Here is a 24,641-nt window from a genome sequence, read left to right as displayed (position 1 = left end):
CAAGGCACGCGAAGAGAAGAGAGAAGACGAGAGGAAGGTAGGGAGAGAAGAGGAGAGAAGAAAGCAGCAGGGACCGAGCCGCACCCCAGGAGGCGGACACCCCGTCAAAGGGCGTCGACCGTGGTCCGCATGATCCCTTCGAGCGCCTGCCGCCCGACACCGGCCCGGGCGGAGACGCGCATGCCGCCGATGGCCGCGATCACGAAGTGCGCGAGGGCGCCGGCGTCCTTGGCACGGTCGATGTCTCCGTCCCGCTGCCCGGCCTCGATGGCGGCCTTCAGTGCCTCGAACCGCCGCCGGTAGTCACGCTCCAGCACGCCGGCCACCTCGGGATCCCTGGACCCCAGCTCGATACAGGTGTTGACGACCAGACAGCCGCGCCGGTCCTCCGCATGGAGCCCCTCCTCCTCGACGATGACGCCGAGGAGCGCCCGGATCTTCTCCCGCGCGGGCATCGCACTCTCCAGCACCGCGTCGATGTTCCCGTTCTTGCGCTCCATATAACGGAGCAGGGCCCGCCGGAAGAGGTCGTGCTTGCTCTTGAAGGTGTTGTAGATGCTGCTCCGGCCCAGGCCGGTGGCATCGCACAGATCCTGGGTCGAGGTCGCCTCGTACCCGGCGGTCCAGAACGCCTCCAGCGCGGCGTCGACCGCCCGCTCCTCGTCGAACTTCCTCGGTCGGGCCATGACGGGAACCGTAGCAGTTTTGGATCACCCGTTCCAATAGTTGCTCAGGAGCGGAGGTCGTCGAGGGCCCGCCTGATGGTGCGGATCATGAGCCGGGGCCGGTAGAAGACGTCGTCCCGCGTGAAACGGAGGACGCGGCGGACCTCCGGACAGCCGGCGAGCTCGTTGAAGCGCATGGTGTCGTTCTGGTGGGCGGCTCTCGTGCCGTGCCAGGCGAACCCCTCGATCTCGATGCCGAGCCCTGCCGCCCGGAAGAGGAAGTCCAGCCGGACCGTACGCCCGCGCGCCGTCGTGATCCCGGCCTGCGACTCCGGGTGCAGCCCCGCCCGGCCCATCTCCAGGCGGGCCTTGGACTCGGCCGGGGAGCCGCTGGCCGGGTCGGTGAGCGCCAGCGCCTGCCGCGCCGCCCGGGTGCGCGGGCGGCGCGGCGCCGCTTCGAGGGCCCGCGCGACGTCGTCACGGCGCACCAGGCCGTTGGCGAGTGCCGAGTCGGCGGCGATGACGGCCTCGTCGGCGGGCAGTGCCCGCAGCAGATCGGACAGGGTCCGTACGGCCGTGGTGACCCGGACGCCGGAGACCACCGTCACCTCGGTCTCCGCCAGCGGGAGGCGGTGGACGACGGCGTCCACCGCGCGCCTGCGCCCCACGCGGGAGGTGAACTCGGGCCTGCACGGCCGTATGAGCACAAGGCCGTGCGCGGCGGCGGCCGAGCTGTGGCTCACGACCAGCTCCGGGCGGTTCAGCTGCAGGGCCCGTAACCGCAGCCTCAGATCGGCCTCCCGGCCGGGCTCCGCCCAGGCCCCGGCGTGCAACCGCGTCCAGCCCGCACGGCGCAGCGACCGGGCCGCTGCGCCACGGGACAGCCCGGCGGCCACGGCCTGGGAGGTCAGCACGAATCCGCCTTGCGCGACGGCAAGTTCGCGCAGGCGCAGGTGATCTGCCTTCACCCACCAAGAACAGCGCATCTCCGCCCGTCCGGCGACCCCTGTGGACAACGCGGAGCGGACGCCGCAACCGGCGGAGTGATACAACGCTCGAACACGAAGCCGACGGAAGGACAGCACATGGGCCGCTGGCAGGACGGCCGGGCGACACTGCGCATCGCCGACAGCACGACCGCCGCCGAACCGATCCCCCTGGAGATCGCCGCCTCGTACCGGGCACGCACCCGCGGACTCCTCGGCCGGGACGGCATCGACGGCGCCGTCCTGCTGACGCCGGCCGGCAGCGTCCACACCTTCCGCATGCGGTTCGCCATCGACGTCGCATACCTGGACCGCCACTTCCGGATCCTGGCGGTCCGCACGATGAAACCCGGCCGTCTCGGCGCCCCCCGCCTGCGCTCCAGGCACGTGCTGGAGGCGGAGGCGGGGGCGATGGAGCGGTGGGGCCTGCGGGCCGGGGGGCGGGTCACCGTCGAGGCATGAGGCCGCCGGTCCGGACGCGGAACCGGGCGGGGGACCGCCGGACCGGCTGCCGTGCGATCAGCCACCACCCGCCGAGCCAGCACAGCAATGCGCTCCCGGTGGAAACGCCTGCATAACCGATGACGCGCAGGGCGCCCCGTCCCGTGCTGCCGTCATCGGCCACGGCTTCGGGGTCGGCGGTGACGCCGAAGCCTGCTGCCACGGCGTCGCCGTCGTAGGCAGGTGCGGCCCTGGGCGTCCCGTCGACCGCGATGCGCAAGGTGACCGGCACCGGGTGGCTCACGACTTCGCCGACCTTCGGGTGCAACCCCACCTGCAGGTAGTACCAGCCGGCGACGCGCATCGCGTTCGCCGCGTCCGACCGCCCGCGGAGGCGGTTTTCGTACGCGACCGGAGCGGTGCTCAGCGACACCGACTTCGGCATGCCCCGGTAGTCCTCGACGGACTCCCCCACGTAACCTCGCGCCGGATTGTTGAGCCCGACCCGTACGCCGCCGGGGGCGTGGAAGCCCGGGGGCGCGAAGGCCTTGGGAACGTCCGCGACCACGGAGAGCCGCTGGCCCCAGGAGACGGGGATCCGGTAGAAGCGGGTCTGCCCCGGGAGCAGGTCGTCCTTCCAGACGCCGTTGCCCACGCCCGGGGCGTCGTTGAAGCCCGTGCCGCCGGCGACCCGTCCCGGGCTCCTGCCCGTGACCGACAACGAGGTCGGGCTCCACTTGCCGGTCCCGGACGTGACGGCCAGGGTCCCTTCCTTGAGCCCCGGTTCCGTCATGTACTTGATCTCGGTCGGATAGGTGTCACCGGTCCGCCCGGTCCGCTCCACGACCACCTGGTACCGGCCCGCGTGCCCGCACCCGCCCGAATCCGGCCCGGCTCTGCGGACCGCGTAGTCGGCCAGGGGACGGCCGCTGTCCGCGTCGCGGAACTTCGCTTCGCCGAAGTCGCATTCCCGCCCGTCCTCCTGCCGCAGCGCCACGTGGATGCCGTCCTCGGGACTGACGGCAGCGCCGGGTGCGGGCGCCCCGACCACCGAGACGTAGGCATCCGATCTCGCGTCCAGGTCCACGGCGTAGAACTTCTTCTCGCCGGGGCCGATCACGTCCGTGTACGTACCCGGTCGCAGCAGCGGCCCTTGCGCGGCGGACGCGGAGCCGCTGACCTCCTTCGCGCTCGCTGCCGGTCTGTAGGCCGACCAACTGCCGGCCTCAGCAGCTCCTGCCGGCCTTCCCTGCCCGAGCGGAAGCACACAGAGCGCCGCCGCGGTCGCGAGGGCAGTCCTGTGCCTGCGCCGGTACCGCATCACACGCCTCCCCGGCATCGCGAATTCGGCCCGGCCCCATCCTGCACGTGCCGGTGTCATCCGCGCAGGCATTCCGCATGGCTGCGTTCCCCGGCCTCAGGCAGAAACGCTCGCAGCCCCCAGGAGCATCCCGAGGAAGGCGCCGATCAGCATGAACGGCCCGAAGGGCATGGCCGACTTCCGGCCGGCGCGCCTCAGCACCATCAGCCCGATGCCGTAGGCCGCTCCCAGCGAGATGCCCAGGAAGAACCCGACGAACAGCACGGCCCAGCCGTACCAGCCCAAGGTGGCGCCCACGACTAGCGCCAGCTTCACGTCTCCGAAGCCCATGCCGTTGGGGTGGATCAGGAAGAGGACGAAGTACACGCCGGCGAGGGCGAGCGCACCGGTGACGGCCCCGGTCCACGAGCCGCCGTGGCCGGGGGCGAGGCTCGCCGCACCGAGCAGCACCAAGGCTGCGCCCGCCAAGGGGAGCGTCAGGATGTCCGGCAAGCGGTGCACGGTGGCGTCGACCACGGTCAGGACGGCCGCGAACGGCGCGAGCAGCAGCCACACCACCAGCTCCGGCCGCGGCCCGACCGCCGCCGCGAGGGCAGCGCACACCAGCGCGCAGATCAGGGGCGCCGCGACGGCTGCGGGCCCGTAGGCGGGGCAACGCTCGGGCGCCTCCGGTTCTGTGCCCGGTCCGGTGCCCGGTGCAGTGGCCGGTGCAGTGGCTGGTGCAGCGCAGCGCGCGGGGCCGAGCCATCCTCCCGCCACACCGGTGATCGCGTGCCCGGCCGGGCACGCCGCCCGCCACGGCTCTTCGGGCTCCACGGCGAACCGGTAGGCGGCACGGGGGACCAGGAATCCGCTCAGGGCACCGAAGACGGCAGCGAGAAGGATGACAGACAGATGCACGTCACGACCCTACGGACCGGGTGGGGGCGGAGTCATGGGCCCGGGGGCCCAACGGAGCATGGGTGACGGAACCCGGTCAGCCGGTCAGCCGGTCAGCCGGTCACTCGAACCGATTCGACGATCTTGCCGATGTCGTCCTCGGACAGCTTCCCCTTCACGGCATTGATCCGCACCAGGAAGGCCTCGTCCTTCTTGTCCATGCCGACGATGTCCACACCGGTCATCCGGGTCCCCTTGGAGGGCGTGTTCTGCTGGCCGGTGGACGTGAATTCGTAATCGACGCGCCGGGCGTCATCGGTCCCCCGGACGTCGATCTTCTTCTGTCCGCCGAGGGTCGACCCGAGTTGAACGCTGGCCTCGGCTCCGATGGCCGCCATCTCGGCCGACGTGGCCGTGGTGAAGTTGATCTGCACACCGACCTTTCCGACCGTCTTGGCCCCCTCCGTGAGGGTGGCCGCGGCCGCGGTGTGAGACCCCCGGTCGGCAGCGCTGAGCTCGGTGAATCCCGGCGGGTAGGAGACGGTGAGCCGCTGGGCGTCCAGCGACTTCCACCCTTCGGCGGCGGAGGAGCCCGCCTCCTTCTCGCTCCCGCAGCCGGCGATCAGCACCGCCGCCAACGCCCCGGCCCCGACGCCCTTGAGGGTGCGCAGCACACGCTTCACGTCCATTCCCTTCCCATCTCCCAACCCCATCGGCCACGCCACGCCCCACTGGTCACTTCGCGCAGTAGCTGTACGGTACGTATCCACGCTTCCCGTCCGCAGGCGCACCGAGGAACTTGGCTTCGTCCAGCTTCTGATCGCTGTGTTCCGTGGACACCTTGAAGCCCAGGCTGAGTCCGAGCGTCAGGTCGAAGCCGTACTCCGCGGCGCTCGATTCGCCGGTGTAGTGCATCTTGCTGGACATGCCCTTGTCGAAGAGGAGCTGGCCGAAGCGGTCGTCGTCGCCGGGCCGGCTCGTCGGCGCGTGGTCGCCGAACATGTAGGTGAACGGCGCGGTGTTGTCCCCGGATCCGTCCAGCCACTTCTCTGCGGTGGCCCGGTCGGCGTCCCCCTTGTCCCCCTCGGCGAAGACGATCGAGTTGGTGACGAGGTCGACGTCGCTCGTCTTGGAGCTGCCGCCGGCCTTGGCGCCGCCGCCCTTCTTGTCGTCCCCGTCCTTCCCGTTGTCCTTGGAGCCGCTCGCCTTGCCGCCGTCGTTGCCCTTCCTGTCGATCGTCTGGGTCATGTCGATGCGGGTGAGCTTCCCGGTCTTCTTGTCCCGGGTGACGGTCATGGTCCCGGTGCGGGCGACCGTCCCTTCGGACGAGCCGCTGAGGCCACCGGCTTCGACACCCGTCTTACCGCCGTACTCCATGCCCGCGGAGTACGTGTAGGCCTTGGTCCCGTTGATGTCGTTGTTCGTGAAGGTGACCTCGGGCGAGAACTTGAACTTTCCGCCCAGCTGAGCGGAGAGCTTCTTCTCGTCCGCAGCGGAGATCTTCAGGCCGGCTTCGGCCGTGCCCTCCAGGCCGATCTTGCCGTAGCCGATGTGCCGGTCCCCGAGCTTCTTCTCGATCTTCTCCCGCTCCTTGGCGTACTTGTACGCCGCGTACGGGTTGCCGCCGCCCATTCCGCCGTACTTCGTGGTGGTCTCCCAGGTCTTCATCACCTCGATGTCCTTGCGGAACTTCTCGGCCTGCTCGGGGCTGTCGAAGGCCCACGTATCACCGTTGGTGACCTTGACGCCGGCGCCCAGCTCGACCTTGTCGGTGCCCAGCTTGCCGACCTTGAGACCCGGCTTCCACTCCCCCGCGGCGCCGACCGAGGCGGCGTCGGTGAAGGTCAGATAGACCTTCTGGTCCTTGCCGTCGACCTTGCCGTCCCCGTTGACGTCGGTCTTCGCCTGGAAGACCTGCTGCTGGAAGCCGTACTCGTTCCCCCACTTGAACCAGGCGATCTTGGCTTCGCTGCCCGCGGTATCGGACACGGTGGTGATGTTGCACAGCGGAGGCTCGAAATCGGCGTCCTTCTTGCCGTCCGCCTGCGACTGCCCGTCTCCCCCGCAGCTGCCCCCGAACGCCCGGCAGAGCTTCTCCTTGATCTGCCCGCCGATCGACCGGCCGGCCCCGGTGGCCAGCAGCCCGGCGATCACCGCGACGACGACCACCAGCATGCCGATGTAGTCCACGGCCGTCTGCCCGAGGTCGTCCCAGGGGTGACGGGACCGGCCTTCGCCTCGTCCTTCCCACAACCGGTCCAGGAGCAAGGCGCACACGGCGCCGAAGACCAAGGAAGCCGCCGCCGTCCACACGCCTTCGGCGACGACGATGTCCCAGCTGCCGAACAGGTTCCTCAGCGTGACCGCAGCCGGAACGGCGAGCGCGGCGAGGAGGTGGAGCGGGAGCGAGTGGCGGTACGGCTCCTTGTGCAACCGCGCCGCGGCCAGCCCGGCCAGGGTGATGACCACCGCGCCCGGAACGTGGAGCAGCGCCATGCGCCAGCCGAACGACTCCAGCCGCTCCGGCGTCGCGAGCGCGTCCAGGGCGAGGACGCCCAGCAGGTATCCGGCGCCCAACGTCACCACGAGGCCGGCGGCCCAGGACCGCATCAGCGAGAAGAGAACCCCGAACCGGGGCTCAGGCGGATCGCCGTGGAAACGATTCGCCGCCCTGCGCCCCCAGTTGACACCAGCCCCGTCCATGCCTCGCGCCCCTCCCTCGCGTGATCACGACACGAGGGACGCTAATGCCCTTACGGGGCCGGGGTCTTGGGCCCTGGGGCCCATTCGGAACCCCCGGCCCCGACGGTCAGCCGGTCAGCCGGTCACCCTGACGGACTCGACGATCTTGTCGATGTCAGAGGGAGAGACGGCCCCTTGCTTCCTGATGATGCGCACCAGGAACGGCCTGTCCTCAGCATCCATGCCGACAACATCGGTACCGTCGACGGTGGTTCCTTCGGGAGGGGAGTGGTCCAGGCCGTTCGAGGCTTGGGGGTTGTAGTCGATACGGCGGGCCTCGACGCCACCCGGCCTGATGTCCTTGGACTTCTTGAACTCGCCGCCCAGCACGTAGGTGGCTGTGGCACCCCCCACAGCCAGTTCGAGGTCACCGGCCGCCATGAACGAAGGCCGGACGGCGATCCAACCGACGACAGCGCCATCCTTGCTCAGCGTCGCACTGGTGGTGTTCTTCTTTCCCTCCCGCCCCGGAGGAACGGGCTTCCACCCCTCCGGGTAGGACACCTTCACCTGCCGGGCGTCCAAGGTCCCCCAGCCTTCCGGCGTCTTCGGGCTGCTCTCGCCGCTGCATCCGGTGAGCATGCTGCCGGCGAGGGCGGTCGCCCCCATCGTGACGACCGCACGACGGGTGTACGGCTTCGGTGGCGTGGTGATGACCATGGCAACTCGCTCTCGTCCGGCTCACTCGTTCACTTGGCGCAGAGGCCGAAGGGTACATAGTTGCGCGTGCCGTCCTCCCGCGGGGCGCCGAGGAACTCGGCATCACCGATCCGCTGGACCTCCTTGGAGAACGTGGCCTTGTACCCGAAATCCCCTATGGCGAGGTTCACATCAAAACCGAATTCGGCGGCATTGGTCACGCCGGCGTAGTCGGCTTTACTCGAGACGCCCTTTTTGTATATCAGGTACTCGAAAGTACCCTCATCCTTCGGCTGACTGGTCGGCGCTTCGCTGGAAAAGATGGAATCGATGGGATGCAGCTTGCCGCCGCGCTTGCCACTCAGCCAGTCATTCGCGATTTTGCGATCCCTCTTCGTGATCGCCTGCAGAACCGGGTCGGTCGAGTGATCATCAAACTTGATCATATTTGTGACCACATGGGCCTGGGTAGCCTCGTCCGACTTGCTCGCGCCGCCCTTGCCCTTCGGCTTCTTCTTGGTGTCGGGATCCTCTTCACCCGACTTGCTGGCATCGCCGCTCGCCTTGCTGCTGCCCTTGGTCTGGCTGGTGTGAGTGATGATGATGGACATGAGCGTGCCGTCAGGGGCCCGATTGACCGTTATCGTTGCCGCCTTCTTGCCGCCCTTCTCGCCCTTCATGCCGAGCCCCACACCGCCCAGCTCGGCACTTTCAGCATCCTCGAGCTCGTAGGAGTAGGTCTTTCCCACAAGGTTGTTGATGCTGTCGTGGGTGACGGTCACAGAAGGCGAAACCTTCAGTTTTTTGCCCAGCTTCCCCGAGAACTTCTTGGCCTCGTCAGGGGAAAACTCAAGAGCTCCACTCGCGGAACCCTCCACGGCGACCGTGCCGTAGGAGATCTTCTTACCGTCAACGACCTCACTGATCTCGCGCTTCACCTTGAGAAAGCGTTTGAGGGCGGCACTGCTCGCGGCAGGAGACTCGTGCGCCGACCCGCCCATGGCATGCCCCTTGGCGGCCGCGTACTCGTTCAACTTCCCCATGAAGTCATCCCGCTCCTTGGCGGAGCCGAATTCAAACGTGTCACCGCTGGTCACTTTGATGCCGCCCTCGAGCTCCAGCTTGGCCGGCTGCTCGTCGAACTTCCCGGCTTCCATGCCGAATCTGGGCTTCCATCCCGCGCCGACCTTACCGGCCTCGGAAAAGGTGATGCGGAACCTCGGGACAGTCTTGTACTTCCCGTCCTCGCCCTTCACCTTCTTGGCGAAGTCCTGCTTCTGGAATCCGTACTCACTGCCGATCTTAAACCAGCCGAGCTTCACCTCGTGCCCCCCGACGTCCGAGACATTCAAGGTGTTGCACAGACCCGGCTCCCAGGCAGCATCATTATTGCGCTGCTTCGCAGCGACTTCGCCCGTCGCACCCGTAGAGCAGGATCCTCCGAAGGCCTGGCAGATCTTCGCCTTGATCTCGTCCGCAATGGATTTCCCGAGAGTCGTAGCGGCCAGAGCAACCATGATCGCCACAACCACCGCAAGCATGCCGATGTATTCCACGGCTGTTGCTCCGGAGTCGCCCCAGTTGTAGTGGACGTGGCTCCCACGTCCACCGCCGAGGAAGACCGTGACGGCTCCTATGCCACCACCGGCAATCGCCGTTCCCGCAATCACGCCGACCGCTTCGGCGCTCCAGAAGCCCCACCCGGAGAAGAGGATTTCGGCGCAGGCCAGTACGGGTGCCCCCAGGGCGGCGAACAGGGTGAGCGGCAAAGAACCCCTGCATACTGCGGGAAGGATGCGGGCCGCTACCCACCCGGCCAGGGTGTTGCAGAGGAGGTTGGGGGCCCAGACGAGCATGAGCCGCCATGCCAGAGAGGACAACCGCTCATCCGTCAGGAGCGCGCCGAGTCGGGTGAATTCGAGTGCGTAGCCGACGCCGTAGAGCATGAGAAAGCCCACGGCCCACGAACGGATCAGAGGGAAAAAGGGGCCGGTACGCCGTGGATCCGGTGCGCCGTACGGGCGATTTACCCCTCCTGTGTCAAATCTGCCACCTGTGCCGCCCATGCCCGCGCGCCCTCTATTCTTGATCACTTCCAGCCCACGCTAGCCTGCACGGACTGCCTGGTCATGGGCCCACGGACCCACGCCGGGCCCAAAGTTCGTTTGGCGACGGGGGCAGACCTTGACGGTGATCACGGCGGCCGGGCTGATCGGCCTGGGGGCGCTGCCGGCGTACTTCCTGCACCGGCTGCTGACGGTCTTCAAGGTGATGCGGTACGGCCTCAAGGCCGAGGCGGAGTGCGTGGAGGTGCAGGTGTCCTCGGGACGGGAGGACACCAGCTATCACCACGTCTTCGAGTTCGACGCCGCCGACGGTCGGCGCATCCGGTTTTCCGAGGACGTGTCGCAAGGCATCCAGCGCGGCTACCGCACGGTCGCCCACTACCACCCCGCCAACCCGGAGCGCACGGCCACGATCGCAAGCAGGGAAGACCTCGCGCCCATCCTCCTCCCCGCCTTTGGCCTGCTGGTCACAGGCTCCCTCTGGATTGCATTCCTCCCGGCGGCGTTCAGCTGATTTCGGCTCCAGCGGCGCAGCCGGACCGCGCCGCGCCCCCGAAAACGGAGGAACTATGCCCCCTTTTGCCCCTAATTGAGGCTCTCCAAGTGCCCTGCCACGGGAGCGGGATGGTGTTCTCCGGACTCCCATGACGCGGATAAAGTGCTGCTGCAGTTGTACGGGGGAGAATGATTTGCGGTCGCCTGCAGCACGGGGCGTCCGGAGGGGACAGGGAATCAGACGTGGCGACCGCGATAGCAGTTACCAGCGCTGACCTGGTACTGGCGCCGCTGGACGGGCGGACGCCGTCCGCAGCGGTGCTCCAGCCTCCGGGCGAGCAGTCACTGGACGACGCTCTCGCCGGCATGCAGGCGCTGGTGGAGCAGTGCGGTCATGTGGTCGTGCTCTACCCTTCGTCCCTCGCCGTGCCGCACGAGCGAAGGCTCCAGACGGTCCGTTCGGTTCTGGAGAACGGCAGGATCGCACTGGTACGTGTGGATCTGCCGCCCTTGGCGCTGGCCGTGCTCGCGCGGCAGCTGCGTCAGATCTCCGTCTTCGACTTCGGTGCGGGCGTCGTCGGCTCGGCGGCGCTGTTGTTCTCCCACTACCTGTACGCCGGCGCCCTGCTGAACTCCGTGGCCAAGCTCGACCACGTACCTGTCGGGCTCAAGTCCCATGCGAAGTCCTGGCTCCCGGGTTCGCAGTTCGGCGTCCTGGCGAGCCCCACGCCGCAGCTGATCAAAATCGGCACCGACGGTGCCGCCGCCCTCGCCGGCCCCCAGTTCGGCACCTACCTGACCGTGGCTCAGGGACGGATCGCCTCGGACTGGGTCACCTCGACCCTCGCGCCCGCCTGGGCCGTCCAGAGCCTCCACCAGGCGGAGTTGCCCCAGGAGTCCCTCCGCTGGTGGGGGACGGGCAAACTGGTCGAGTTCGTCGCGGCGATCGGGGATACTTCGGTGCTCGCCCAGCTCGTCGCCTCCGTCAAGCGGCAGCCCTGCCCCTGGTGCGGACTGGAGCTCATCGGCGAGCGGTGCGTGTTCTGCTCCGCGTCCCTCTCGCCTCATGCGAACCAACAGTCGCGCAGCGGCGTCGTTAGTCCCGAAGCCGGACTGCAGGGGCAGTCCGCCGAGTGACCCGCAGAGGGCACCTCCCGGCCGCACGCCGCCGCGCGGCCGAGGTGGCGCGCACTCGCGGCACTTCTCCCGAGCACGAAGCGAGTACTGAGCAAGGCCCAGCGCGTCCCGCACCGCTGCTCACCGAATCCACCCTTGAACGAGGTAGTCCGCAACCATGAACTCACGCCAGCGCCGCGGCATCATGCTGCTCCTCCTTTCCGTTGTGTGCGCCTTCGCCGCATTCATCGGTGTTCTCTCGGTGATCAACGACGTCGACTCCAAGGTGGGGCCCGAGGTCACGGCGTACGAGCTGGCGGCGGACGTCCCCGCGTACCGGGCACTGGAGGCCGGAGACTTCAAGCAGGTCTCGCTCCCCAAGCGGTGGCTGCCCAGCACGGCGGTGACCAATCTGGACGAGGTCACGGGCAAGATAGCGGTCAATCCGCTCAAGGCGGGCTCTCTCCTGCAGTCCGACATGATCGCCGACCGGCCCGCGCTCAAGCCTGGGCAGCAGGAGATCGCGATCATGATCGACGCCGTGACGGGCGTCGCCGGCAAGATCACCCCCGGTGCCACCGTGAACATCTACGCGACGTTCGCGTCTGCGACCGGCAAGGGTGACGGTGCGGAAAGCGCCGCCCAGCCCCGTTCCAAGGTCATTGTCACCAACGCCAAGGTGATCGACGTCGGCAAGCTCACCCCGCTGGCCCCGAAGCAGGGCGAGTCGCAGTCCGGCGGCTCGGCCGTGCCGATCACCTTCGCGCTGGAAACCCTCGACGCCCAGCGCATCGCCTACGCCGAGTCCTTCGCCTCCCACGTCCGCCTCGCGCTCGTCGCGCCGGGCAGCGACACGACCATCCCGCCGAACCAGCGGGACTACACCCTGAACGGCGACAAGTGAGGTAACGGATGGCCACAAGAATCCTCCCGGCCGTCGGTGACGCGGACGCCGCCCGCTCGGTGACGGCGTTGCTGAACCAGCTGCCGGACACCGACCCCGCCCAGCCGGCGGCCAACTCCACCCAGCTCATCGACACCCTCACGCAGCTCGCCCACGAGTCGATGGCCGACCTTCCCGAGGTCGTCCTCGTCCACGAGCGGATCGGTCCGGTTCCCGCGCTGGAGCTCGTGCGCGAGGTGGCGCTGCGGTTCCCGGCGGTCGGGGTCATCCTGATCACGGCGGACACCAGCCCCGCGCTGATCTCCGCCGCCATGGACGCGGGCGCGCGCGGCCTGGTCGGCCTGCCCCTGTCGTACGACGAGCTCGTGGCGCGGGTCCGGGCGACGGGCAACTGGGCCGTCGGCGTGCGCAAGCACCTGACCGCCGAGGTCGGCGCCCCCAGCGGCCCCGGCGGCACGGTCGTCACGGTCTCCGGCGCCAAGGGCGGCGTGGGGACGTCGGTCATCAGCATCCAGATGGCGCTCGCCGCCAGGGCCGCCGGCCGGAGCGTCGCCCTGGTGGACTTGGACCTGCAGAACGGGGACCTCGCCTCGTACCTCGACGTGCAGTTCCGGCGGTCCGTCGCCGACCTCGCCGACATCCACGACATCACGCCGCGCGTCCTCCAGGACGTCGTCTTCAACCACGAGACCGGCATGGGCCTGCTGCTCGCCCCGGGTGACGGGGAGCGCGCCGAGGAGGTCAGCGAGCGGACGGCCCGTCAGCTCGTCAGCGCGCTCCGTGGCCGGTACCAGGTCGTCGTCATCGACTGCGGCTCCCAGATGACCGGCGCGAACACCGCTGCCATCGAGGTCGCGGACGTCGCCGCACTCGTCGTCACTCCGGACGTCGTCGCCGTACGAGCGGCCAGGCGCATGGTGCGGATGTGGGAGCGGCTCCAGGTCCGCAAGGCGGAGGAGACCATCACCGTCGTCAACCGCGCCGTACGCAACACCGAGATCCAGCCGCCGCTGATCGAGCGCATCGTCGGCACCCGGATCGCCCGTACCGCCGTCCCCGCCCACTTCAAGGACCTGCAGCCCGTGGTGGACGCGGGCCGGATGCAGGACCTCGACAGCCGGAGCGTGGTCAAGCAGGCCATGTGGGGTCTGGCTGGCGAGCTGGGTCTGGTGCGCAGCGCCGCACAGCACGCGGCCGGCAGGAAGGGGCGCGCGAGGTACCGCAGCGACCGGGGGGCCGTGGGCTTCCGCCGGCGGCGCGGAGACGGGCACCCCGGGGACGGTGCCGACGGCGGCGGCATATCTCCGGACTCCCCGCCCGGCGAGCCGGACGGGACCGGACGATGAGGACCCGGCCGGCGCGGCTGCGCGACCCCGCGAGCGGTGACCACGGTGACCGGGGACAGGTCTCGGTCGAGTTCCTGGGCATCCTGCCGCTGATCCTCCTGGTGCTGCTCCTGCTCTGGGAGTGCGTGCTGGCCGGCTACACGTACACGCAGGCGGGGCACGCGGCCGACCAGGGGGCCCACAAGGGAGCCACGGCGGCCGAAGGGGCACGCGAGGCGGCCTGCCGGAACGGAGCGAGGAACAGCCTCGGTGCCTCCTGGCAGGACTCGGCCGACATCCGGTGCGGCGACGCCCACGGCAACAGCCTCTACGAGGCCGAGGTCGAGCTGGAGGTACCCGTGCTCTTCCCGGGCCTCGCGAGCTTCCCCGTCCCGATCAGGGGCAGGGCGGCCGTGGCGAAGGAGGGATGAGGCATGGCGAAACGCGCCGGTCGCGGTGACCGGGGACAGGCGGCGGTCGAGTTCATCGGCATGCTTCCGGTGCTGATCCTGATCGGGCTGGCCGTGATCCAGACGGGCATCGCGATGTACGCGATGGAGCAGGCGGGTACGGCGGCGCGCGCCGCAGCGCGTACGGCCGGCCGCTCCGGCATGGAGAACGGGTGCCGGCGGGCGGGCGAGGCCGCGATCAGCGGCTGGGTGGCGAAGAGGACCGAGATCCGTTGCCGGATCGGAGTCGACGAGGCCACCGTGTCCGCCGAAGTGTCCATTCCGTCGATCATCGGGTTCGGCCTGGGCAGCACCACCAAGACCGTCACGATGCCCCGCGACTTGGCGCGCCCGTGATCCGCCTCGACCCGCCCATGATCCGCCCTCAGCCGGGCACGAGACAGAAGGAGCCCCGAATATGAGCCTGAGGGCGCGCATCAACGCACCCGAGGCAGGCGGCACGCAGCACGAGGAGAACCATCTCGTCGCGGTCTACCGCGCCAAGCTGCTCGAGGAGATCGACCTCGCGGAGATGTCCTCGCTCGCGACCGCCGAGCGCAGGGCCCGGCTGGAGCGCGTCCTCGGCCACATCATCAGCCGGGAGGGACCTGTTCTCTCCACGCACGAGCGCTCGCAGCTCATCCGCCGCGTGGTGGACGAGGCGCTGGGCCTGGGCATCCTGGAGCCGCTCCTCGAGGACGCCTCCATCACCGAGATCATGGTGAACGGGCCGGACCAGATCTTCGTGGAGCGCGCGGGCCGCGTCGAGCAGCTGCCGCTCCGCTTCGCCTCGGGCGAGCAGCTGATGCAGACCATCGAGCGCATCGTCTCCACGGTCAACCGCCGCGTGGACGAGTCCAACCCGATGGTCGACGCCCGTCTGCCCTCCGGCGAACGCGTCAACGTGATCATCCCGCCGCTTGCCCTGTCGGGCGCGACGCTGACCATCCGCCGGTTCCCCCGCGCCTACACCCTGCGCGAGATGATCGGTCTGGGCTCCCTGGACGAGCAGATGCTGGCGCTGCTCTCCGCGCTGGTCCGCGCCAAGTTCAACGTCATCGTCTCGGGGGCCACCGGTTCCGGGAAGACGACCCTGCTCAACGCCCTCTCCGGGCTCATCCCGGAGAACGAGCGCATCATCACCATCGAGGACTCGGCGGAGCTCAGGCTCCAGCAGAACCACGTCATCACTCTGGAGTCCCGGCCTCCGAACGTCGAGGGCAAGGGCCAGATCACCATTCGCGACCTGGTCCGCAACTCACTCCGCATGCGGCCCGACCGCATCATCGTCGGTGAGGTCCGCGGCGGCGAGACGCTGGACATGCTCCAGGCGATGTCCACCGGCCACGACGGCTCCCTGGCCACCGTCCACGCCAACAACGCCGAGGACGCCCTGATGCGTCTGCAGACGCTGGCCTCGATGTCCGAGGTCGAGATTCCGTTCGCGGCGCTGAAGGACCAGATCAACAGTGCCGTGGACGTCATCGTCCAGCTGAGCCGCAATGCCGACGGTTCGAGGAAGATCAGCGAGGTGGCCATCCTCGACTCCCGCGGCCGGGAGGACTACAAGCTCGTCACGGTGAGCCGGTTCACCGCCCGGCCGATGTCCGCGGACGGCGTCGTGTACGGCGATTTCGCCTACTTCCCGCTGCCGCGCCGGGTGGCCGACCGGCTCTACCTCAAGAACGAGCCCGTCCCGCCCGCCTTCGGGGTGGCCGAGTCCGACGATCAGCTCGCCGCGCGAGAAGCCAAGTAGGAAGTCTGCCAACGGACATGGACAAGTTTGTGCTCTTGGCGATCGGCGCCACGCTGCTGTGCTGCGTGCTCGCGATCGTAGGCGTGCACGTGTACGCGACGGGCAGGGCCCAGCGCGAGGCGCTGGTCGACCGGCTCACCCAGCAGGGCCCGGAGGTACGGACCGGCGGCCGGCGCCCGGCCTTCCGCGGCATCGACCGCCGGATCCGCAAGACCTCGTTCGGCAAGAAGATCGAGCTGCGGCTCGCCGCCACGGGGCTGCGCATCACGCCCGGGCAGTTCTTCGTCGGCATGATCGGCGCCACCGTCGGCATGTGGGTGATCGCCGGCATGCTTCTGGCCCCGTTCTTCGGCCCCATCGCGGCGATCGCCGGACTCTGGGGAGCGTTCGCCTACCTCAACTGGCAGCGGCAGAAGCGCAACGAGAGGTTCATCAACCAGCTGCCCGAGCTCTCCCGCGTCGTCGCCAACGCCACCCAGGCCGGACTCGCCCTGCGCACCGCCCTCGCCATGGCCGCCGAAGAGCTCGAAAGCCCGGCCGGCGACGAGCTGGCCAGGGTCGCCGATCAGCTGGCCGTCGGCCACACCCTCGACGACGCGCTGGACGAACTCGCCAAGCGGCTGCCGTCCCGGGAACTGGTCGTCCTCGTCACGACCCTCGTCCTCTCCAACAAGGCGGGCGGTACGGTCGTCAGCTCGCTGCGCAGCCTCACCGTCACCCTGGAGGAGCGGAAGGAGACCCGCCGCGAGGTGCGCACCCAGCTCTCGCAGGTCACCGCGACGGCGTACATCGTCCCCGGCATGGGGCTCGGCGCCCTGCTCATAATGGACCGCATCTGGCCGGGCGCCCTGGACAAAATCACTGGTTCGGTGATCGGGCAGGGCGCCATGATCGTGTCCATCGGCCTCTACGGGCTGGGGTTCTTCCTCGTCCGCCGCCTCGGCAAGATCGACGTCTGAGAGACCTGAGAGATCTGAGAGAAGCTGCACCATGGGACTCCTGCTCGCACTCGTCTTCGCCCTCTCCATCGTCGGGATCTTCTACGGCCTCCGGCTCTACCGCGCCGACGCCAAGCTGCCCGCGGACCTCGCCGTAGCCCTGGAGGTCGGCGCCACCCGGACCAACGCCGCCGGCTCCCTCATCGACCGCCTGGGCATGCGCTACGCGCCCATGGTGCTGCGCATGATGGGGCCCGAGCGGGTGAACAAGACCCGCCGCCGCATCGACATGGCGGGCAACCCCGGCGGCCTCACCATCGACCGGTACGCCGCACGGCGGTTCGTCTACGGCGTCACGGGCGGGATCGGCGGACTGGTCATGCTGGCCGGGGGGAAGGTGTTGCTGGCGATCGTGATGTTCGCCTTCGGTGCCGTGTGGGTGGAGGTCGGCCTCTGGTCGGCCGTCCGCGCCCGCAAGGAGGCCATCGAGCGCACGCTTCCGGACTTCCTCGACGTCCTCGCCGTCGTCGTCTCTGCGGGCCTCGGCTTCCGGCAGGCCCTCGACCGTACGGCCGAGAAGTACGAGGGCCCGTGGTCCGACGAGCTCCGTATCACCCTGCGCCAGATGGACATGGGCGTCAGCCGCCGCCAGGCCTTCGACGAGCTGCGCAAGCGCAACGACTCCGAGCAGGTCGCGATGTTCGTCACCGCGCTGCAGCAGGGCGAGGAGCTCGGCTCGCCGATCGTCGACACGCTGATGGCCATCGCCAACGACATGCGGCGCGCGGACGCACAGAACGCACGGCGCAAGGCTGCCAAGGCCGTGCCCAAGGCCACCACCATCGTCACGATGATCATGGTCCCTGCCACGATGATCCTCATCGGCACGGGCATGTTCTTCGGCTCGGGCTTGCTGGGGTAGGGGGAAAGTGACCACGGCGTACCACTCGCGCCCGCGACCATCGGCCGCGATCGTCTCCGGCGGCGCCTCCGAGCCCGAGGAGCTCGCGTCCAACGAGCCGGCACTCAGGATTCAGCTGTCCGCACTGCAGGCGCTGTGCAGACAGGTCTTCGGCTTCCGGTTGGCAATGATTGCGCTGGCAGCCCCTTTCTCCTTGTACGGAGTGCGACGCGGCTGGCCTACCTGGCTGGTCGGCTCCGCGATCCTCTTCACCTTCATGGGCTCGTACATCCTGATCCGCGACTGGGAGCGCTTCGGCCCGCTGCTGCTCAAGCACCCGGCGCTGCTCGGCCTGGACACCGTCTTCGGCGCACTCATGCTCTTCACCGCGACGCCGGAGAGCCCGCTGGCCTACGTGACCATCTGCACCCCTCTGCTCGCCGGGCTCGTATACGGCTGGCGAGGGGCGGGCATCTTCGCGTCGCTCACGCTGCTGATCGTCGGTCTCGCCTACGTGGGAGACCGCCGCGTCGAGCTGAGCATGGACGGAGCCGCACTGCTGCCCGGGGTGTGCATCCTCGCGGGCGCGGTCGGCGTAACGTTGCGGCGCTTGGTCCTGCGCTTCGGCGCAGCCAGTAAAGCCCTGACCGACACCCGATCCCGGCTCGCCGTCACCGAGGCCGTGCAGAGCGAACGCGCCCGCCTGGCCCGGGAGATGCACGACTCGGTCGCCAAGACCCTGCACGGGCTCGCGCTCGCGGCCGACGGACTGGCCCACTCCGCCGACCGCATGGACCCGAAGCGGCTCAAGGAGCAGGCCGAGCTGGTGAGCCGCTCGGCGCGGCGAGCGGCGGCGGAGTCCCGGGAACTGCTGTCGGACCTGAGGCGCGAATCGGGCCTGGACGGCGGCGTGGATGTCACCGTCGAGCTCTCCGCCCGCGTCGCCGACTTCGCACACCGGTCCGGGCTGAGCGCCTCGTGCCGCCCGGTCGGTAACGCGGCCGTCCCCGTGGTTCCCCACGCCGTTGCGCGGCACCTTCTGACCATCGTGTCCGAGGCGATGGAGAACGCCCACCGTCATGCCGGCCCCTCGAAGGTGGACGTATCCGTGGGGGTGGTCAAAGGAGCCCTGCGGATCAGTATCCGCGACGACGGCCGCGGCCTGCCTCCCGGCACGACCTTGGAGGAGCTCAAGCGGAGCGGGCACTTCGGTCTGGTCGGGATGGTGGAGCGGGCGGCACGGATCGGTGCCCGGATCCGCATCGGCAAGGGGAGCGCGGAGGAGGGCACGGAGGTGCGCCTGGAGTTCCCACTCGCGGCTCTGGGCCCAACGCCTGTTGCAGTGGGCCCTCCGGTGCCCGGCCGCACCGACCGGTCGGCAGCCCGCTAGTCCCCCGTCGATTTCCGCCCCTCACCGAGAGGAGGGCACACGGTGCAGAACCGGCAGTCGCACAGTCCGGCGCAGCCGCCGTATCCCCACGTCCCGCCGTCACTTCCGCAGCAGCAGCCGTCTCCTCCTGCGGCCCCCGCAGCACCGCAGGATCCCCGGAACCTCTTCGCGGCTGCCACGGCTCCTCAGCAGGCTCCGCTCCGCGTCGTGGTTGCGGACGACAACCCGGTCGTACGGGCCGGGCTCACCGCCCTCCTGTCCGGCCGCCAGGACATCGAGGTCGTGGCGGAGGCGGGGAACGGCCGCGAAGCGTATGACGCCGCCTACCGGCTCCGCCCGGACGTCGTCCTGCTGGACGTCCGGATGCCCGAGGTGGACGGCATCTCGGCGCTCCCGTACCTCGTGCAGCTGACGACCGTGCTGATGCTGACGTACAGCCAGGAAGCCGAGATCGTGCACGAGGCGCTGCGTCTGGGGGCAGGCGGCTACCTCGTCCACGGGGAGTTCACCGCCGACGAACTCGTCATGGCCATACGCAACATCAAGCAGGGCAGGGCGCACTTCACTGCCACGGCTTCCACGGCCCTGCTCGCCCACGTGCGGGGAGCGCCCAACCGGGGCAACGGTGCACCCGAGCTGCCGGACGGGCTTGGGAGGGGCGCTTCCGCCGCAGAACACCACCACGCCCGCTCCACTGCGCCGCCGCCCGAACCCGCCCAGTACGCGCTGAGCCGGCGGGAGGAGGAGGTCATGGACCTCATCGCCGCGGGAATGACCAACGCCGAGATCGCGGCGACGTGCTTCATCAGCGAGAAGACGGTCAAGAACCACATCAACCGCATCTTCACCAAGTTGCGGACCGAGAACCGGAGTCAGGCCATCGCCCTCTGGCTCGGGACGACACGCGGGGGAGGAAGAGCGCATGGCTGACGCACAGCGGTGGGTGAAGGGGGCCCACGTGAACGGGCGGGTGGGCGGTGCACGCCTTTGGGCCCGAGTTTGGGTCTTGGGACCCATGTTCAGACGTGGGGTTCCGGCGTACGTTTCTGCTGCCGTCGGGGAGGCCGGTCAGGTGGCGACCGGAGGCGCTGATGGAACCAGGACTGACGTAGAAGCCGGCATGGCGCCGGCTGAGGCCGGAGGGGAAGACCATGAACGACATGCTGCTGAAGGCGGCCGTCGACACCAAAGTGCACGTGGTGGAGTGGCGGGACACCGTCATCGACCGGATGTTCCGTCGCGAGCGGTCCAAGGGGCAGACCGCGGTGGAGTACATCGGCATGATCGTCGTCGTGGTGGCGATCCTGGCTGCCATCGTCGGCTTCACGGACATCGGCACCAGCATCAAGAAGAAGATCATGAGCGCAATCGACGGGACCGACAAGATCGGCAAGGAGCCCAAGAAGCCGGAGGAAACCAACAAGTAGCTCCGATTCGATTGGCTGCGCGGCCGCATCGCGAGGCAGGGCAGGCTCTCCCCATCTACATCACGGTGGTGGCGGGCTTGCTCTTCCTCGCGTTCGCCTATGTCGCGGTCGGTCATGCCGCCGTGTCCCGCAACGGCGCACAGTCTGCGGCGGACGCTGCGGCACTGGCGGCCGCACGGGATGCCCGGGAGCAACTCCGCGCAGGCCTGCTCGCTTCCCTCAGCGATCCAGCAACCTGGCAACGCGCACTCAACGGCAGAAACGTCTTCACCGAGAGGGCTTGCGCGGCGGCGAGGCGCTTCGCAGAAAGCAATGAAGCCGAGATGGGCAACGGTCCAGATGGCTGCCGACCGCTCAACGACGGGCGTACGGGCTTCACCGTCAGTCTGCAGTCCAAGAAGTCCATCGGGGGCTCCGTCGTCCCCGGTACGGAGAAACGGCACATGAAGGCGACCGCCACCGCGGTCATCGTGCCGCGGGTGTGCGCGCTGCGACCAGTGGAGGATCCCGGAGCCACCGGCGCACCCGAGGCCGGCCGGACGCCGAAGCCGCGAACAAGCAAAGACCCGGGGCCGAGCGGGACGCCGGCTCCGGGAACGAGCAAGGAGCCGGAGCCGAAGCCACTGCGACTCCACTGCTCCGATGGCCGCACCTGGGACATCGACCCCAAGAACCCCGGCGAGCCGGGGAACCTCCCTGGAGTTACAGACCTGTTCTCCGTCAGACTTGCCGACTGATACATGCGCGCCGGTTTGCGAACGACAACCAGAGGACGATGAGTGATGAGCGTGTGGCAACGTGCCCGGGCACCTCGGACTGTTGCGGGTGCCGCCCTGGTGGCGGCAATGGCCTTGACGCTGTCCGCCTGCGGCAGTGACGACAAGGAAGAGAAGCCGAAGGCCGACCAGAGCGCCCAGCGTGCCGACCCGGGTGGGCAGGACGGTCGGGCCAAGCAGGAGACGCAGGCCGAGCGGCCGGACGACACCAAGGTGATCGCCACGCTCAAAGGCCCGAAGGGCATCGTCCTCGACATCACTTCGGTGACGCGCAGTTCAGGTGGGTTCGTCACGCTCAACGGCAACCTGAAGAACACGGCGGATGAGAAGTTCTATGACACGCAGGTGTGGTCAGGGCCGGAGCTGAACGTGATCCGAGGGGCCGGCGGCAGCTCCCTCGGTGGGGCCACGCTCGTGGACGAGAAGGAGAAGAAGCGCTACTACACGCTGCGGGACACGGAGGACCGGCCGCTGGCCACGACGGGCATTCCCGTCATTGAGGAAAAGTCGGAGCAGAAGGTCTACATTCAGTTCCCGGCGCCCCCGAAGTCCACGACCCAGGTGGCCCTGCAAATCCCGACCTTCCAGTCCGTCGCCCTGACGCTGACGGATGGGTGAGCGCATGAAGAGGCTCCACAGCCGGGGCTCGGTCTGGGTCGTCTCCGTCACCCTCGCGGTCGGCCTGACGGCCGCCGCCGCGCCTGTTGCCCTGGCAGACGAAGTGACCTACGCCCCCTCCGCCTTCGCCGGAAAGATCGACCCCAAGGACCCCGGCCTCAAGCTGGAGCCGGGCAGGACCCTCGGGCCGCCCAAGGTGCTGGACATCAAGAGCATCGTGGGTGACGAGAGCGGCCAGGAACAGCGGCAGGACACCAACTCCGACGTGAAGTTCCAGCTGCAGGCCGAGGTCCTCTTCGGCAAGGACAGCGCCGACCTCAACCCCGAGGCGAACGACCGCATCAGGGCCATCGCGGACGAGATCAAGAAGCAGAACGCCCGCCAGGTCCAGGTGTTCGGCTTCACCGACAACCTCGGTACGCACGAGCACGGCATGGAGCTCTCCAAGCAGCGTGCGGACGCGGTGCAGAAGGAGCTCTCCAAGTCGCTCGGCTCCGAGGTGCGCTACGAGATCCGCGGCTACGCCGAGGACGCTCCGGTCGCGTCGAACGACACGGAAGAGGGCCGCAAGCAGAACCGACGCGTGGAGGTCTCCTTCCCGCGCGCCAACTGAGTGCCGCCCACAAGCACCCCGAGGTACCCGAATCCCACGTCGCGTTGGGCCCCGAATGGGGCCCACGGGCCCACGACCCATTGATCACCGCCGATTAACGTGAGCCCAAACGATCAAGAACAGAGGGCTCGGGGGAATGGGCGGCATAGGCAATAGATACGGCTCCAGTCAGACATACGGCTCTTACGGGACTCCACCCCGGCAGAAGTCCAACGTCCTCTTCGCCCTGATGCGCTCCTGGGCGGCGGCGGTCGTCGTCCTCTTCGCGACCGGCTTGCTGCTCAATGCCGCGATCCTCGACGAACTCGCGACTGCAGAGCGGCTCGCCTCCTTCGGATGGCGGGTCGCCGTCATCTACGTTCCCAACACGCTGTACGTCACGCTGGCGGTCTGGGCGGCGGGGCGCCTCCTTCCCGAGCCGCACAGGGACTCCGTACCGGTATACCTGCTGGCGGCACTGGGAGTTCCGGCCATCACCTGCACCCGGGCCCTCGTCGAGGGGTGGGACCTCCTCGTGGCCGAGGGCATCGGCATGGCGGCCGCCGCCTTCGTCCTGGGCGGCACTGCCGGGCTCGTGCTCGGACGGCTTGGCCGGTCGAGCGGAGGCAGGGACGACTACCCCTGGAACGACTCGGGCGTGACCGCGACGGAATACATCGGCACGGTCGTGGTGGTCGTGGCGGTGGTGGCAAGCCTGGTCGCCACCGGTGTGGTCAAGGAAGTCGCCGACACCATCAAGGCGAAGATCTGCCAGGCGGTCGGCGGCAACTGCAAGACGCCTCGCGAGATCGAAGAGGCGAAGAAACCCGATTCCTACTTCGAGCCGACGATGTGCAACACCGCCAACACCAGCAGCATGGCGGGCCAGGAAGTGAAGATCGCCTGGTTCAAGTTCGGCAACGAGTACGGCTTCCAGCAGCAGAAGTTCAAGGTCCGCGAGGTCGACAAGAACGGGAATCCCGTCGTGGGCAAGGACGGGAAGCCCGTGTACAAGGACAAGGTCCGGCTCACGTTCAGCGACGCCGGTAAGGCAGGCATCACCCTGACCCCCAAGTGGGGCGCCAAGGTGGGCAAGCTCGACGAGGAAGGTTCGTCCGAGGTCGAAATTGCCGGTGGTGTAAAGGTCACGGGCGGCGACACCTGGCAGTTCGACAGCCAGGAGGAAGCCGACAAGTTCCGCGAGAAGCTGGAGCAACTGGACAGCGCCAAGGCCGGCATGCAGTACGCCAGGGATTCGCCTCTGGTTGCCGGAAACTCCGCCAAGCACTACGGGGAGCTGCAGAAGGAAGTCAACAACACGGTCAACGCGGGCCATCTCTCGTACAGCTCGATCGGTCTTGAGGGATCTGGCGAACTCAAGATCTCCGGTTCGATCGACGATCAGACCACGGCCAAGCTCGGCGGCAAGGTCAAGGTCGCCCCCACCGTAACGATCACCAAGGACGGCATCAACGACACCACGTCCCAGACCTTTGCATTCAAGGTGGAAGGCAGCACGGGTGGAGAAGCCAGCGTGGAGGGGACCAAGGTCTCGGCAGAGTACGGGCTCGGCATCACCGGAGCCATCACGGTCACCCGCGACAAGAACAACCACCTGAAACGGATCATCATGACTCGTACCCAGGAGGACTCCGGCAAGGGCGGTGCCAAGCAGGAGGCCGCGGACGAGGAGAAGGTCCCGGACAAAAACCGCAAGGGCAAGGACAACAGGAACGCCGGCAAATCCAGGGGCAAGGGGTCGCTCAGCGGATCGGGCAAGGAGAGCGTGACCGAGGTCGTCACCACCACACTGGACATCAGCACCCCCGGACAGCGGGAAATCGCCGAGAACTGGCTGAAGGGGAACGGTAAGTACAAGTCGCCCTTCGCACTGCTGGCCTCCGACAAGGCCCCCACGGACCGGCCCGGCGACGACGACAAGTTCGGTCAGCTGTTGTTCGACGACGGCAGGTCCAGTCGGCTCACCTATGACGGTGTGACCGATGCCGGGGAATTCGGTGCCGAGCTCAACCTGGGCGTAGCCTCCTTCGGCTACACCGCGAACTTCGAAGCCAGCAAGGAGAAGGTCCGCCAGAAGGACGCGGAGTTCCTCGGCGCCCCGCGGGACGGAAAGCGGAGTTACCTTCCGATGACACTCTGCTCAAAGTAGCAGCATCAAGTGATACCACTACCGGACAGTCGCACAGAGGGTGAG

General features: G+C 68.4%; 25 protein-coding genes. 17 read left to right on the top strand and 8 right to left on the bottom strand.

From position 1 onward, the window contains the following. Window positions 1-104: 104 nt before the first annotated feature. A complete protein-coding gene (locus AS857_RS28305; protein WP_058046021.1) occupies window positions 105-686 on the bottom strand; it encodes a TetR/AcrR family transcriptional regulator in 582 nt (193 codons plus the stop codon). A 44-nt stretch (window positions 687-730) separates the two neighbouring features. Further along, window positions 731-1,633 carry an endonuclease domain-containing protein gene (locus AS857_RS28300; RefSeq protein WP_245700561.1) on the bottom strand — a complete coding sequence of 301 codons (903 nt, stop codon included), beginning with the start codon at window positions 1,631-1,633 and terminating at the stop codon, window positions 731-733. A gap of 117 nt (window positions 1,634-1,750) precedes the next feature. Here AS857_RS28300 and AS857_RS28295 point away from each other — a divergent pair, with 117 nt between their 5' ends. Continuing rightward, on the top strand, window positions 1,751-2,113 hold the full coding sequence (locus AS857_RS28295) for a DUF192 domain-containing protein (RefSeq protein ID WP_058046020.1): 363 nt from the start codon (window positions 1,751-1,753) through the stop codon (window positions 2,111-2,113). Here the strand turns inward: AS857_RS28295 and AS857_RS28290 are convergent. From AS857_RS28290 to AS857_RS28265, 6 genes are all read right to left on the bottom strand, one after another. Next, on the bottom strand, window positions 2,097-3,212 hold the full coding sequence (locus AS857_RS28290; RefSeq protein WP_058046019.1) for a hypothetical protein: 1,116 nt from the start codon (window positions 3,210-3,212) through the stop codon (window positions 2,097-2,099). The genes AS857_RS28295 and AS857_RS28290 overlap by 17 nt on opposite strands. Window positions 3,213-3,509: 297 nt before the next feature. After that, a complete protein-coding gene (locus AS857_RS28285) occupies window positions 3,510-4,313 on the bottom strand; it encodes a prepilin peptidase (RefSeq protein WP_058046018.1) in 804 nt (267 codons plus the stop codon). 92 nt (window positions 4,314-4,405) lie between these two features. After that, window positions 4,406-4,981, bottom strand: coding sequence for a hypothetical protein (locus AS857_RS28280; protein ID WP_058046017.1), 576 nt, complete (start codon window positions 4,979-4,981; stop codon window positions 4,406-4,408). Between the two features lie 46 nt (window positions 4,982-5,027). Continuing rightward, window positions 5,028-6,995, bottom strand: coding sequence for a hypothetical protein (locus AS857_RS28275; RefSeq protein WP_107105671.1), 1,968 nt, complete (start codon window positions 6,993-6,995; stop codon window positions 5,028-5,030). Window positions 6,996-7,109: 114 nt separating this feature from the next. Continuing rightward, on the bottom strand, window positions 7,110-7,694 hold the full coding sequence (locus tag AS857_RS28270) for a hypothetical protein (RefSeq protein ID WP_058046016.1): 585 nt from the start codon (window positions 7,692-7,694) through the stop codon (window positions 7,110-7,112). A gap of 29 nt (window positions 7,695-7,723) precedes the next feature. Further along, complete coding sequence (locus tag AS857_RS28265) at window positions 7,724-9,631, bottom strand: Flp family type IVb pilin (RefSeq protein WP_058046015.1); 1,908 nt, start codon at window positions 9,629-9,631, stop codon at window positions 7,724-7,726. A gap of 232 nt (window positions 9,632-9,863) precedes the next feature. Between AS857_RS28265 and AS857_RS28260 the strand changes: the two genes are divergently transcribed. From AS857_RS28260 to AS857_RS28190, 16 genes are all read left to right on the top strand, one after another. Continuing rightward, the gene (locus AS857_RS28260; RefSeq protein ID WP_245700714.1) at window positions 9,864-10,253 is read left to right on the top strand and encodes a DUF3592 domain-containing protein; all 390 of its coding nucleotides are present in this window, start codon (window positions 9,864-9,866) and stop codon (window positions 10,251-10,253) included. A 224-nt stretch (window positions 10,254-10,477) separates the two neighbouring features. Next, entirely contained in the window at window positions 10,478-11,371 is an 894-nt protein-coding gene (locus AS857_RS28255; RefSeq protein ID WP_058046013.1) for a zinc ribbon domain-containing protein, read from the top strand. A 157-nt stretch (window positions 11,372-11,528) separates the two neighbouring features. After that, the gene (gene cpaB, locus AS857_RS28250) at window positions 11,529-12,254 is read left to right on the top strand and encodes a Flp pilus assembly protein CpaB (RefSeq protein WP_058046012.1); all 726 of its coding nucleotides are present in this window, start codon (window positions 11,529-11,531) and stop codon (window positions 12,252-12,254) included. 8 nt (window positions 12,255-12,262) lie between these two features. Further along, complete coding sequence (locus tag AS857_RS28245) at window positions 12,263-13,600, top strand: CpaE/TadZ family protein (protein WP_079110689.1); 1,338 nt, start codon at window positions 12,263-12,265, stop codon at window positions 13,598-13,600. Further along, window positions 13,597-14,010, top strand: coding sequence for a TadE/TadG family type IV pilus assembly protein (locus AS857_RS28240; protein ID WP_058046011.1), 414 nt, complete (start codon window positions 13,597-13,599; stop codon window positions 14,008-14,010). The genes AS857_RS28245 and AS857_RS28240 overlap by 4 nt, the downstream gene beginning before the upstream one ends. A gap of 3 nt (window positions 14,011-14,013) precedes the next feature. Next, a complete protein-coding gene (locus tag AS857_RS28235) occupies window positions 14,014-14,385 on the top strand; it encodes a TadE/TadG family type IV pilus assembly protein (protein ID WP_058046010.1) in 372 nt (123 codons plus the stop codon). Window positions 14,386-14,446: 61 nt separating this feature from the next. Next, window positions 14,447-15,784, top strand: coding sequence for a TadA family conjugal transfer-associated ATPase (locus tag AS857_RS28230; protein WP_058046009.1), 1,338 nt, complete (start codon window positions 14,447-14,449; stop codon window positions 15,782-15,784). A 17-nt stretch (window positions 15,785-15,801) separates the two neighbouring features. Continuing rightward, complete coding sequence (locus AS857_RS28225) at window positions 15,802-16,743, top strand: type II secretion system F family protein (RefSeq protein WP_058046008.1); 942 nt, start codon at window positions 15,802-15,804, stop codon at window positions 16,741-16,743. Window positions 16,744-16,774: 31 nt separating this feature from the next. Beyond that, on the top strand, window positions 16,775-17,644 hold the full coding sequence (locus AS857_RS28220) for a DUF5936 domain-containing protein (protein WP_058046007.1): 870 nt from the start codon (window positions 16,775-16,777) through the stop codon (window positions 17,642-17,644). Window positions 17,645-17,651: 7 nt separating this feature from the next. Then, window positions 17,652-19,013, top strand: a complete 1,362-nt coding sequence (locus AS857_RS28215) for a sensor histidine kinase (RefSeq protein ID WP_420823974.1) — start codon at window positions 17,652-17,654, stop codon at window positions 19,011-19,013. Between the two features lie 42 nt (window positions 19,014-19,055). Then, window positions 19,056-19,943: a response regulator transcription factor gene (locus AS857_RS28210; RefSeq protein ID WP_058046006.1), complete on the top strand. Its 888-nt coding sequence runs from the start codon at window positions 19,056-19,058 to the stop codon at window positions 19,941-19,943. Window positions 19,944-20,164: 221 nt separating this feature from the next. After that, window positions 20,165-20,440: a Flp family type IVb pilin gene (locus tag AS857_RS28205; protein WP_058046005.1), complete on the top strand. Its 276-nt coding sequence runs from the start codon at window positions 20,165-20,167 to the stop codon at window positions 20,438-20,440. 11 nt (window positions 20,441-20,451) lie between these two features. Further along, window positions 20,452-21,177 carry a pilus assembly protein TadG-related protein gene (locus tag AS857_RS38140; protein WP_079110688.1) on the top strand — a complete coding sequence of 242 codons (726 nt, stop codon included), beginning with the start codon at window positions 20,452-20,454 and terminating at the stop codon, window positions 21,175-21,177. Window positions 21,178-21,285: 108 nt separating this feature from the next. Further along, the gene (locus tag AS857_RS28200) at window positions 21,286-21,834 is read left to right on the top strand and encodes a hypothetical protein (protein WP_063278438.1); all 549 of its coding nucleotides are present in this window, start codon (window positions 21,286-21,288) and stop codon (window positions 21,832-21,834) included. A 4-nt stretch (window positions 21,835-21,838) separates the two neighbouring features. Then, the gene (locus AS857_RS28195) at window positions 21,839-22,447 is read left to right on the top strand and encodes an OmpA family protein (RefSeq protein WP_107105670.1); all 609 of its coding nucleotides are present in this window, start codon (window positions 21,839-21,841) and stop codon (window positions 22,445-22,447) included. Window positions 22,448-22,583: 136 nt separating this feature from the next. Further along, window positions 22,584-24,596 (top strand): hypothetical protein, encoded by a 2,013-nt coding sequence (locus tag AS857_RS28190; RefSeq protein WP_216824015.1) that lies wholly within the window; start codon window positions 22,584-22,586, stop codon window positions 24,594-24,596. Window positions 24,597-24,641: the final 45 nt, after the last annotated feature.

The sequence above is a fragment of the Streptomyces roseifaciens genome (assembly GCF_001445655.1).
Taxonomy (GTDB): domain Bacteria; phylum Actinomycetota; class Actinomycetes; order Streptomycetales; family Streptomycetaceae; genus Streptomyces; species Streptomyces aureoversilis.
This window is presented reverse-complemented; position numbering and strand designations above follow the sequence as displayed.